At 37.6% G+C, this 12,022-nt stretch carries 13 protein-coding genes; 6 read left to right on the top strand and 7 right to left on the bottom strand.

From position 1 onward, the window contains the following. Positions 1-44: 44 nt before the first annotated feature. From ACT5E3_RS05450 to ACT5E3_RS05425, 6 genes are all read right to left on the bottom strand, one after another. The gene (locus ACT5E3_RS05450) at positions 45-932 is read right to left on the bottom strand and encodes a carbon-nitrogen hydrolase (protein WP_444997297.1); all 888 of its coding nucleotides are present in this window, start codon (positions 930-932) and stop codon (positions 45-47) included. Between the two features lie 90 nt (positions 933-1,022). Further along, positions 1,023-2,057: an agmatine deiminase family protein gene (locus ACT5E3_RS05445; RefSeq protein WP_444997296.1), complete on the bottom strand. Its 1,035-nt coding sequence runs from the start codon at positions 2,055-2,057 to the stop codon at positions 1,023-1,025. A 179-nt stretch (positions 2,058-2,236) separates the two neighbouring features. Beyond that, on the bottom strand, positions 2,237-4,123 hold the full coding sequence (gene parE, locus ACT5E3_RS05440) for a DNA topoisomerase IV subunit B (protein ID WP_444997295.1): 1,887 nt from the start codon (positions 4,121-4,123) through the stop codon (positions 2,237-2,239). A 255-nt stretch (positions 4,124-4,378) separates the two neighbouring features. After that, entirely contained in the window at positions 4,379-5,239 is an 861-nt protein-coding gene (gene cpdA / locus ACT5E3_RS05435) for a 3',5'-cyclic-AMP phosphodiesterase (RefSeq protein WP_444997294.1), read from the bottom strand. Beyond that, on the bottom strand, positions 5,226-5,729 hold the full coding sequence (locus ACT5E3_RS05430; RefSeq protein ID WP_444997293.1) for a DUF1249 domain-containing protein: 504 nt from the start codon (positions 5,727-5,729) through the stop codon (positions 5,226-5,228). The genes cpdA and ACT5E3_RS05430 overlap by 14 nt, the downstream gene beginning before the upstream one ends. A 99-nt stretch (positions 5,730-5,828) precedes the next feature. Then, positions 5,829-6,464, bottom strand: coding sequence for an NUDIX domain-containing protein (locus ACT5E3_RS05425; protein ID WP_444997292.1), 636 nt, complete (start codon positions 6,462-6,464; stop codon positions 5,829-5,831). Between the two features lie 102 nt (positions 6,465-6,566). Between ACT5E3_RS05425 and ACT5E3_RS05420 the strand changes: the two genes are divergently transcribed. From ACT5E3_RS05420 to ACT5E3_RS05395, 6 genes are all read left to right on the top strand, one after another. Beyond that, a complete protein-coding gene (locus tag ACT5E3_RS05420; RefSeq protein WP_444997291.1) occupies positions 6,567-7,220 on the top strand; it encodes a protein-L-isoaspartate O-methyltransferase family protein in 654 nt (217 codons plus the stop codon). Between the two features lie 222 nt (positions 7,221-7,442). After that, complete coding sequence (locus ACT5E3_RS05415) at positions 7,443-8,867, top strand: TolC family outer membrane protein (protein WP_444997290.1); 1,425 nt, start codon at positions 7,443-7,445, stop codon at positions 8,865-8,867. A 186-nt stretch (positions 8,868-9,053) separates the two neighbouring features. Beyond that, entirely contained in the window at positions 9,054-9,533 is a 480-nt protein-coding gene (smpB, locus tag ACT5E3_RS05410) for an SsrA-binding protein SmpB (RefSeq protein ID WP_444997289.1), read from the top strand. A 12-nt stretch (positions 9,534-9,545) separates the two neighbouring features. Beyond that, positions 9,546-10,598, top strand: coding sequence for a LysM peptidoglycan-binding domain-containing protein (locus ACT5E3_RS05405; protein WP_444997288.1), 1,053 nt, complete (start codon positions 9,546-9,548; stop codon positions 10,596-10,598). Positions 10,599-10,623: 25 nt separating this feature from the next. Beyond that, the gene (locus ACT5E3_RS05400) at positions 10,624-11,055 is read left to right on the top strand and encodes a type II toxin-antitoxin system RatA family toxin (protein WP_444997287.1); all 432 of its coding nucleotides are present in this window, start codon (positions 10,624-10,626) and stop codon (positions 11,053-11,055) included. Then, positions 11,048-11,350 carry an RnfH family protein gene (locus ACT5E3_RS05395; RefSeq protein ID WP_444997286.1) on the top strand — a complete coding sequence of 101 codons (303 nt, stop codon included), beginning with the start codon at positions 11,048-11,050 and terminating at the stop codon, positions 11,348-11,350. Before ACT5E3_RS05400 ends, ACT5E3_RS05395 begins: the two co-directional genes overlap by 8 nt. On the opposite strand, the gene ACT5E3_RS05390 is transcribed toward ACT5E3_RS05395, so the two are convergent. Beyond that, the gene (locus ACT5E3_RS05390) at positions 11,347-11,997 is read right to left on the bottom strand and encodes a hypothetical protein (protein WP_444997285.1); all 651 of its coding nucleotides are present in this window, start codon (positions 11,995-11,997) and stop codon (positions 11,347-11,349) included. The genes ACT5E3_RS05395 and ACT5E3_RS05390 overlap by 4 nt on opposite strands. Positions 11,998-12,022 lie beyond the last annotated feature (25 nt).

The raw sequence follows: 12,022 nt of genomic DNA, 5'->3' as shown, positions 1-12,022 counted from the left end.
GTGTAGATAAACAACATACAAAGAAGTGTGACGAAATTTTAGTCTCAATCACGGTAAATTTTTAATAGATCTTGATAATGATCGATGCGACGATCACGTAAGTACGGCCAAATACGACGTACCTCTTCACTTCTATTCATATCAAGTTCAGCCATTAATATTTCATCTTCATTGGCATTAGCTTGTGCTAATATTTCTCCTTGTGGCCCACAAATAAAACTATTTCCCCAGAAATTAATTCCAGGTAAAACACCACTTGGATCATTTTCATGACCGACACGATTACAACTTAGAACAGCTAGCCCATTAGCCACAGCATGACCTCTTTGTGCAATTTGCCATGCATCAAGTTGCCGTTGTTGTTCAGCTTTGTCATCGCGAGGATCCCAACCAATAGCGGTTGGAAAGATTAGAATTTCAGCACCGGCCATTGCCATCAAACGCGCCGCTTCAGGAAACCATTGATCCCAACAAACTAAAACGCCTAGCTTACCAATACTCGTTTCAATAATTTCAAAACCTAAATCACCAGGCGTGAAATAAAACTTCTCATAAAAACCAGGATCATCAGGAATATGCATTTTCCGATAAGTTCCAGCAATAGAGCCATCTCTATCAAGCGCAACCGCAGTATTGTGATACAACCCAACTGCACGTTTTTCAAATAATGAGGTAACAATAACCACTCCCAATTCTTTTGCCAGTTGACCAAAACATTCAGTACTGGGGCCCGGAATAGTTTCAGCTAAATCAAACTGATCAACATCTTCCGTTTGACAAAAGTACAAGCTGCGATGTAACTCTTGCAAGACGATTAAATTAGCACCTTTATTTGCAGCATCTCGTATACCTTGAATTGAATTATTCACATTTTGTTGGCAATCAGCGGCATTACTCTGTTGAATAAGGGCAACGTTCAATTTAGTATTCATTCACAATTTCACTCGGCTGTAGTTAGTAAATTCAAGATTATAAATTTATGCTCAATTAATTTTAATCTACAATTTTGAAAAAATGATCAATTAAACGGAGAAAAAACCTTGCGGTAACTGCATAGTTAAACAATGTAAACTACCAAACTGTTCGATAATCGGTCGACAATTAATTGCAATAATTTCTCGTTCTGGAAACGCTAGCTGTATAACATCTCGCGCACTCTTATCTTGTACAACACCATAACTAGGCACTAGCACAGCATCATTAATAATCAAAAAATTAGCATAAGTTGCGGGTAAGCGTTCGCCATTAATATTAAACTGTGCATCGGGCCAAGGTAACTCTAATAGCTTAAACGGCTCCTCTTTAAGAGAACGCATATTGCTCAACGCTTGTTTCATTCGCTCAAGTTCAACATAGTAACGATAGTTTTCGTCGTCACAACCCTGATAAATAATTGTTTGATTTGGTGCAAATCTTGCCAAGGTATCGATATGACTATCGGTATCATCACCTTCCAGTGCGCCATAATTTAGCCAAAGGATTTTTTTAGCGCCAAGCTGGGTTTTAAGCATAGCTTCCATTATCGCTTGGGTTATATTCTGATTACGATTAGCATTCAGTAAACAACGCTTAGTGGTTAATAAATGGCCTTGTTCATCAATATCGATACTTCCTCCCTCAAGTACAACATCGATATTACGCCAGTTATTGATATCTAATTGCTCAAATAATGCCTGATTAATTTGATTATCTAATTTAGCCGGATATTTTTCACCCCAACCATTAAAAATGAAATTCAGCGCAATGACTTCACCTTGTTGATTAAAAACGGAAATAGGACCATGATCACGTGTCCAACTATCATTAGTTTCAGTCACAATAAATTGAATATTTTTAGTTATCACTGCAGATTGTTGCAATAACTGGCAGATATGCTTTTTTAAAGTTTTATCATGACAAACAATCAATAGTTTTTGCCGAGAAACGATAGCTAAACTGATTGAAATAAATACAGCTTCCACTTCTCTCAGGTTAGATTTCCAATCAGTATTAGCATGGGGCCAAGTCAGCATAACAGCATCTTGACTAACCCACTCAGGCGGTAATATGTTCGACATAGTTATTACTATTTATACATTATATAGTTGATAATAATTATCATTTACATAATATATAAATATTTCGTACACGCAAGTCATAACCATTGATTTTATAGAATTTATCAATCGCAGCTAACTTGTTCAGTTAAAAGCATCGATAAAATTGTACCTATCAGTTTTTGCTAACACTCATAGATTTAGTCTATTTCAACCAAATTTCCTTTTTCTTCCAACCAGCTTTTTCGATCTCCTGATCGCTTTTTGGCTAAAAGCATATCCATGATTTCACTCGTTGAATCATCTGAGTCGATGGTTAATTGAACCAGACGCCTTGTTTCTGTTGCCATTGTTGTTTCTCTGAGTTGCTTAGGATTCATTTCACCTAAACCTTTAAAGCGCTGCACATTAACATTTCCACGTTTTTTTTCAGCTTTAATTCGATCCAAAATCCCCGCTTTTTCATCTTCATCCAAGGCATAATAAACTTCCTTGCCAATATCAATTCGATAAAGCGGTGGCATTGCCACATAAACATGACCCGCTTCAACAAGCGCAGTAAAGTGACGCACAAATAACGCACATAGCAGTGTGGCAATGTGTAATCCGTCTGAATCAGCATCCGCCAGTATACAGATTTTGCCATAACGTAATTTTGATAAATCATCTGAAGCAGGATCAAGCCCAAGCGCAACAGAAATATCATGAACTTCTTGTGAAGCTAAAATTTCAGAAGAGTCGACTTCCCAAGTATTTAATATTTTCCCTCTAAGCGGCATAATCGCCTGAAACTCTTTATCTCGCGCTTGCTTGGCAGAACCACCGGCCGAGTCTCCCTCAACGAGAAAAAGCTCACTAGCCATAGTGTCTTGGCCAGCACAATCCGATAATTTTCCAGGTAAAGCTGGACCGCTAGTTACTTTTTTACGAACAACTTTCTTATTCGAACGCATTCGTTTATGGGCATTGGCAATCGCCCATTCAGACAACCTATCGCCATAAGTTGGATTTTGGTTTAACCACAAAGAAAAAGCATCTTTAACAATACCGGAAACAAAAGCGGCAGACTGACGAGAAGACAAACGTTCTTTAGTTTGTCCTGAAAATTGCGGATCTTGCATTTTTACAGACAACACAAATGATAAACCATTCCATAAATCATCCGCCGTTAGCTTAACTCCTCTAGGCAAACTATTTCTGAACTCACAAAACTCTTTCATGGCTTCTAGCAAACCATTACGCAGCCCATTAACATGAGTTCCTCCTAAGGGGGTTGGGATTAAATTGACATAGCTTTCATTTAATAATTCTCCACCTTCTGGCAACCAGAAAAGCGCCCAATCTACTGCTTCAGTATCTGCTGAAAATGAACCACAAAAAGGCTCATCGGGCAGTTTCTCAGTATCTAAAGCCGTTACTTTTAAATAGTCTCTTAACCCGTCTTCAAATAACCACTCTGACTTATCACCATTACTTTCAAGTAAAGTAACATTCAAACCAGGACACAATACCGCTTTAGCTCTTAATAGATACTTTAACTTAGCAACAGAGTATTTTGCCGTATCAAAATATTGTGGATCGGGCCAAAATACAACCGTTGTTCCTGTATTTCGCTTACCGACCTCACCAACCTCTTTGAGTGGTGAACAAACTTCCCCGTCAGCAAAGCTAATTGCATACTTTTTTCCATCTCGCTTAACGTAAACATCAACACGGCTAGACAACGCATTAACAACAGATATGCCCACCCCGTGTAAGCCACCAGAAAACTGGTAGTTTTTATTAGAAAACTTGCCTCCAGCATGCAATTTAGTCAAGATTAGCTCTACTCCGCTAATCCCTTCTTCAGGGTGTACATCAACAGGCATACCACGTCCATCATCTTGAACTTCTAGTGAACCATCTTCATGCAATATAACGGTCAAGTTTTTACAATGACCAGCAAGCGCTTCATCGACACTATTATCAATAACCTCTTGCGCAAGGTGGTTGGGACGTGTTGTATCAGTGTACATACCTGGTCTTTTTTTGACCGGGTCTAACCCACTGAGGACTTCTATCGATTCGGAATTATAAGAACTAGACATCGAATTCCTTAATGATTTTTATTGTCTGAATTAAAAAATAACGGCATATAATCGCGTCAATTAACAACAAACGCAATAGTTAACCCTAAAATAAATCTACTCAATAATGAGCTAGCTTCTTCGTATTGATATAGATTGGTTAAATTTAAAGCGCTAAATACTACGGTAGGTTAATGACCACTAGAACTAGTTATAATGAACAATCATAGCAGTCAATTAATAAAGTTAACATATACCTCATTATGTAAAGTTGAGTTAATAGCCTTTAATAGAATAATCAACGACAAACTCAACATTATCAATTCGGTGTACAACCGACTCAATCCGACCATCGGAAAAAAGGTTTAAGTAACGATATCCAGGGGCTTCAACACCAGCACTAAAATCAACAGAACCAGGCTCAAACTGCACACAACTAGACGGAGTAGCAATCCACTGAACCCCTTTAATTGTACGCTGAAATTCTTGATGAATATGCCCCCATACAACCCCTTTGACTTGTGAATGTTGTTCCACAACCTGATTCAACTCATCAGCATTAATTAAACCAATTTGATCTAACCATTCACAGTCGACTTCAACTGGCTGATGATGCAAACAAATTAAAGTGTGTTTGTCAGGATACCTTCTGAGTGCTCGTTCCAAAAAGCGAATTTGATCTGCTGCCAAACAGCCATGAACTTTGCCCTTAACGGCAGAGTTCAGCATTAATACTTGCCAATGCCCTAATAAAATCTGCTTTGCAGCAAAAACCTGACTATTACTTAAATAAAGCTCCATGGTATCTGAATCATCATGGTTTCCAGCTAACCAAAAAGTCGGGATTTTCATCGATTTAAAGTAATCAGCTAAATACTTATAAGCTTGGGGGGATGCATCTTGAGATAAATCACCAGTTGTCAATAAGGCATCTGGGCGCCATTCTTCGCGTATTAACCTCTCACAAACAGCTTCGAAGCTATCCCGTGTATTCAAGCCTAATAAGCATCCATTAGGATCTGCAAATATATGGCAATCAGTAATCTGTGCCAGCCTGACAACATCCAATCGCCCAGGCTGAATTTCATGCGGAATCTGTTCTATATTATCAACCATGATATCGTCATTTTTCTCCATGCGAGTTAACTAATTGCAACTGTGTTATGTCAAAACAGGCTCTCAAACACTCTCCGACAAAACGATTAACTTGACGCTTTTCATCAACATTTTTTTGCTGAACATTAGCTGTTGGGTAAATAGCGGCCATTGCAGCAGGCCCACTACCCTCCATTACTTCGACCATTTTCGCGTCATGATATAGTCTGACTATTAAATCTAAACAACGTTTCAAACCGATTTTTGGGGTTTTAATCATTAATTTTGCTGTTGTTGTATAGGGGGCCAAATCTGTTACTTCAAATTCAAGGATAACAGCCTTTGTTTTAAACTGAAATTTTTCACCTATTCCAGCACTATTATCCTTCTCTTTAGCTAACCCAATAAAACGGGGAGATAGCTGCTTTAATAACCAATAATTCAATTCACATTGGGATAACATTTCCTCAAGATCGGGTTTATAACCTACCTTAACATTTAAGTGCTTTCTTTCTGTCAACGACTCACTCATTCATTTTCCAAACAACGGTTACTTTGTATAAAGGACACAGTTAATTTAAGGATAAATTCGCTCTAATTACCCAAACATTCCTATAATTTTAGGTGACTTTTAGTTCTTTTTGTGTCCAATTTCACTATTTTCCCAAATTTTTACCCTGTTTGGCCAATTTATTTTAAGCCATTGAAGGGCAATTAAGGTCATTCCATTGTTCAATTGCCCATTTTCCAACATATCAAACGCTTTATTGACAGTTATGTTAACAATTCTAATATCTTCATTTTCATCGTCCAATCCTCCAAATTCAGGTAACTTTGTACTATCCATCTCACCGATATAAAGCCAAATACGCTCAGTTGCTCCACCTGGACTCACTAAATACTCACAGATTTTACGCAGCCGCTTAATTGCACAACCCGCTTCCTCTAACGATTCTCGGCAAACGACTTCAGCCGGTTTTTCTCCCTCTTCAATCATTCCTGCCACTAGCTCAATAATCCAAGGTGATTCTTCAGTTTCGATAGCACCTGGTCTAAATTGTTCAACTAAGGCAACAGACTCTTTATCTGGATCATAAAGTAAAACTGCAGCAGCATGACCACGTTCAAATACTTCTCGTTGAAATTCACCACTCCACCCTCCCTGAAAAAGTTGTTGACGCAATGTATAACGATTCATTTTGAAAAAACCATCATACAAATGTTCTTTGTCTAAAACCTCAAACTTTAATTGTTTGCTTTTTTTCATTTTTTGACTCAACTTTTTTACATATTTTTTATAGAACATTGGCAATATTAAACCTGCTGGTGCAAAATAACCAGAATCAATAACCTCAAGAGTTTGCCTACTATGAATATTGAAAAAGCTAGATTCAATATGATCGAACAACAAATTAAACCTTGGAAAGTTTTTGACACTAAACTGCTAGGGGCAATGGCAACAATTCCACGAGAACAGTTTGTTCCAGAAGAACACCGGAGTATCTCTTATGCAGATACTTCGATTCCTTTAGGTCATAACCAAGTCATGCTGCCTCCAAGGGAACTTGCCAGAATGATACAAGCTATGGAACTTACGGGCAGCGAAAAAATACTAGAGATTGGTTGTGGTAGTGGTTATTCGAGTGCAATACTTTCAAAACTAGCCGCCAAAGTTTATAGCGTCGATATTATTGCTGAATTTGTAAAAAACGCTCAAAAAACGATAAAGAAAATGGCATTTGATAATATCATCATTGAAGAAGTAGATGCTTCAGAAGGCTGGTTAGCACATGCTCCTTACGATGTAATATTGATCACATCAGGCTTAGCCACACTGACCGACTCACTCAAGAGAAATTTATCTTCAAAAGGCAGAGTAGTCGCCATATTAGGTGAAGAAGGAGCCCAATCAGTTAATATTTGTCGGCTAAATGATACAGAGGAATGGGAGTGCGAATCATTATTTCCAACAGAAGCGCCCATATTAATTAACTCAGAAAAAACCAATCAGTTTGTGTTTTGAATGTAATAAGTTTTGGTGCTCATTGGTTTAATCACTGAAAAATCCATTTACAAATCAAATGATTTGCTAATAACTTTATTCTAAGCGTTTACCACTAGGTGAGTTACAATACTAACACACCTAATTTCTAGCTCGCACGGAATTTTGTTTTTTAAATATTAAATTGGCGACATTGAACCAAAGGAATTAGCCAAGAATTTTTGACTATTAACAGGTAATAAAATGAAAAAATTAACAAAGACAGCACTCAGTATTTTTTTAATTTACTCATCTTCGAGTGTTTGGGCTGACAACCTGCTCGATGTCTATAATTTAGCCAAAGATAATGATCCAACCTTTCTTGCCAGTGATGCCGGTCGTAAAGCGACCAATGAGCGTGTTAATCAAAGTCTTGCCGGTTTACTCCCTCAATTAAATGCATCAGTCGGCTACGGTATCAGTGACTCTGAGTCAACTTCAACAACAACAGGGATTTTTACTCCAATAAATGACCCAAACTCTCCACAAGACATCAATGCTGTTAAAAAAACAGAATCAGAAAGTGATGGAGTCGACTGGAATGTTCAACTGAAACAAGAAATTTATAACCACAAAACCTGGCTCAACCTAGCTCAATCAGAAAAAGAAGCTCTTCGTTCTAACATACAGCATGAAGGTGCAAAACACGATTTAATTATTCGCGTTGCCGAAGCCTACTTCAATGTATTAGCAGCCAAAGACAGTGTTGCATTCTCAAAATCAGAAACAGAAGCTGTATCTAAAGAACTTGCTCAAACCAAACAAAGGTTTGAAGTCGGTCTTATCGCCATGACAGACGTACATGAAGCTCAATCTCGTCATGATCGGGCTGTAGCCAACCAAATTAGCGCACAAAATGCCTTAGATAATGCCCATGAATCTCTGCTACAAATTACTGGCCAATATCACTACAACCTTTTATCGCTAAAAGACAATATACAACCCAAAAATCCACAACCAACCGATATAAAACAATGGGTAAAAGAGTCGGAAAGCAATAATGTTGCCATTAAAGCCTCAAAAGTCGGTCTTGATATTGCAAAAAGAAGAATCGGTATTTCTAGAGCCGATCACTATCCGACAGTAGGCCTCACAGCAACTTACCGAGATCAAGACACAGATAATAGCTCGCCAGCCTTCCCGAGGGAAAATGATGCAGGAGAAATCATAGGCTTTGTTGATGCGACAACAAACCAGACGGGCCCATCAACAAGCATATCACTGGATGTCAGTATTCCTCTCTATTCTGGTGGTCGCACTAACTCCGTAGTCAAAGAATCTCAAAGTTTATATCAACAAGCCGCCCATAACTTGGAAGCAGAACACCGTAAAGCAGTCAGCAGCACTCGTAGTGCATACCTTGGTGTAGTAGCAGCCGTTAGCTCCGTTAAAGCACTTAAGCAAGCCGTTGTTTCCTCACAAAGCGCACTAGAAGCAACACAAGCTGGATTTGAAGTTGGAACACGCACCATTGTTGATGTTCTGCTGCAAACTCAACAGCTTTTTGATGCTAAACGTCAACATGCAAGAGCACGATATGATTATATTTTAAACACTTTAAAACTGAAACAGGCAACAGGGTTGTTAACCGAAGCAGATCTTGCAAAAGTTAACAGTATGCTACGCTAGCGCTTACTCCTTATGGCTAGTAACTTAGACTAGCCACCTCTTTATTTAAAAATCTCAAAAGTAAATAAGCGCTTATTCAACAACCTCCAAACTTGGAGGTTATTGATTTTTACAGGCTATATGAAGACAAATCCATTCCATTACCCTATAATCCCTTTCATCAGATATCCCCAAAAAATACTTTAAATGGCCGGAAAAAAGAAAAAAACACCCGAAAATACGATCGCACAAAACCGCAAGGCTCGTCATGATTATTTTATTGAAGACACTTTTGAAGCAGGTTTAGCGCTAGAAGGATGGGAAGTCAAAGCAATGCGCGAAAAAAAAGCGAACCTGACAGACGCCTATATTAACTTGCATAGTGGTGAAGCTTTTTTGCAAGGGTGTCATGTGTCTCCATTAATAACGGCATCAACCCATATCACACCTTTGCCGACAAGAAATCGTAAGTTGTTATTGCATAATGCTGAAATTGGTAAATTAATTGACGCTCAACAAAAAGACGGTTATACCATTGTTCCACTCTCTCTTTATTGGGTTAGAAACTTAGTTAAACTAAAAATAGGCACTGCAAAAGGCAAAAAACTCCATGACAAACGCGCTACCGAAAAAGCGAAAGAGTGGAATCGAGATAAACAACGATTAATGAAAAATAATTTTAACTAATTGAGTTATTAAATGTTAGCTTTTTATCAAAGAATTATTATCGTTACTTTGAGTGTTGCTCTATTGTCCAGTTGTGAGCTATTGCCAACCAATAAAACAACCACCTCAGAAAAGACTTCTTCAAAATCCAATCAAAGTGCATTAGTAGAATCGTCAATTAGCTTGCTTGAACAAGGCCAATACTCAAAAGCCCAAACAATAATTCAACGTATACTACAAAAAAACAAGCAACATTCCATTGCTAATTTACTCAATAAACAATTGGTTCTTTCTCCCAAAGCGTTATTCAACACTTCAAGAGAGACCAGTTACACTGTTAAAGCTGGCGATACACTTGGTGGAATTGCTGAATCATGGCTTGGTAACTCATTATACTTTGTCAGCTTAGCTAAATTGAATAACATTGCTAAGCCGCTAAGCTTGCAACCTGGAGAAGTTATTATAATTCCAGTTACTCCAAGCAGTGGATTATTTAAAAAAGAACAAAAACGTTCAAAAGCCAATCTAGCTCTCATTAACCAATATAAAACTCAAAAAGATTATTATAAAGGTCTTGAAAAAGCGAACAGCTTGTTTATTGCAGATAAAGATAGTGATGCGCTTTTGAAAATTCAAAATGAAATATTAAACGCTGTAGCTATGTCAGCAGCCTCTTTAAGTGAACGTTCAGCAATGCTAAAAAAAGTAACACAACTTTCTCAGTCAAGCCGCCATGATGCACAAAAGTCTGTATATAACTTATTCATCAAAAAACAGTATGTGTCATTATACTTAGACGAATCGGTCTTACTTTTTGAAGATGAAAGTTATGTTGAATCGGCAGAAAAGCTTGTTCAAGCCAAAAAGCTTCACCAAGAGTATTCGGCTCAGAGTAACAGTCACAGAATGGAAACGCTATTACTCAATAAACTACATGAGCAAGCTGTAGTGCTTTACAGAAATCACGAATTAAAACAAGCAATGGTTCGCTGGAATCTAATCTTACAAATTCAACCCGGCAATGAGCTTGCACAAAAATATACACAAAGAACTCAAAAGCTACTTAAAAAACTCAATCAATATTAATTATCTATGTGGAATTAGCTAAACAGTGGAAAAAATAAATAGAAGTGCTCTTGTCATGTTCTCTAGTGAACAAATGTTTCAGTTAGTTGACGATATAGAGTCTTACCCAAAGTTTGTTCCATATTGTAGCAAGGCTCAAATCATTAACCGGAATCAAAATGAAGTTTCTGCAACATTAGAAATATCCAAAAAAGGTTTTGCTAAATCATTTTCAACTCATAATACGATAGTTGATCATCAAAAGATCAATATGAAACTACTCGATGGCCCTTTCAGTCACCTTGTAGGCGTTTGGAATTTTACTCCACTAGCAGAGAATGCTTGTAAAATAGAGTTAGAACTTGAGTTTGAATTCTCTAATAAATTAGCATCGATGGCTTTTGCCAGTATATTTAATCAGCTAACTCATTCAATGGTAAATGCTTTTACAGAAAGAGCGCAACAGATTTATGGCTGAATTAATTACTGTAGAATTGATTTATCCTCTGCCAACAGAGCAAGAGTTAATCACAATAAAAGTAAAAACAGGTTGTCAGGTTAAACAAGCAATCGTTGCTTCAGGTATACTCGACAAATATCCAGACATAGATCTTGCAAAGAATAAGGTTGGCATATTCAGCAAAGTATGCAAGCTCAATGAAACTCTCAGAGAAGGAGACCGAATTGAGATCTACCGTCCACTCATAGCCGATCCTAAAGAAGCTCGAAAAAAGAAGGCTTCTTTGCAAAAAGAAAAAATTAACAAAAACTAATTGATTGATTGCTCAACGGGCCTGATCATTAAACCATTGGTTGTTACCAATAAATTAAAAGTGTCGGCAGAATCAGCATTGACAAAACTTGCTGAGCCATGTTCAACATCTAGCAAGAAAGAAAGCATTTCATAATCCTCTCTCCATTTAGCCATACCTGTTCCAGCACGACTATTAACAGCAAATACAGTACGAGGTTTAGATCTTTCATCGGCCAGTTCTTTATAACGTCCACTCACTCGCTCTAAGCGATAAGCAGTGTGGAGCCCCAACAAATTGGTCCAAGGTTTCCACTTAAGAATATAAGCATCTACCATAAGTTCATCACCTTTAAGCGCAAAAATTTGTTGGCTACCATCAGGAAAAGACATTCTGGCATGATAACCTTGCTCTCCAGTTGGCGTTACATTAATAGTAGCCACTAATTCTTCTTTAGTTAATGCTTGATAACCTTGAGTCCCCACAACTAATAAAGAAGCCGATGACGTGATGGCTGCCAATAATAAAAACACCGTTAAGCGCTGTAAGGCAGCAAAAGCTTTCAATTTTTTAATTTTGACTAATAGAGATAAAAAACAATAAACAGATAACAAACCTGCAAATACAGCCACAATAATAAAAGGATCAATATTTTCAACAATAGGCATCAATTATTCCTAAACATAGAAAGTT

This window comes from Aliikangiella litoralis, from assembly GCF_052495765.1.
This window is presented reverse-complemented; position numbering and strand designations above follow the sequence as displayed.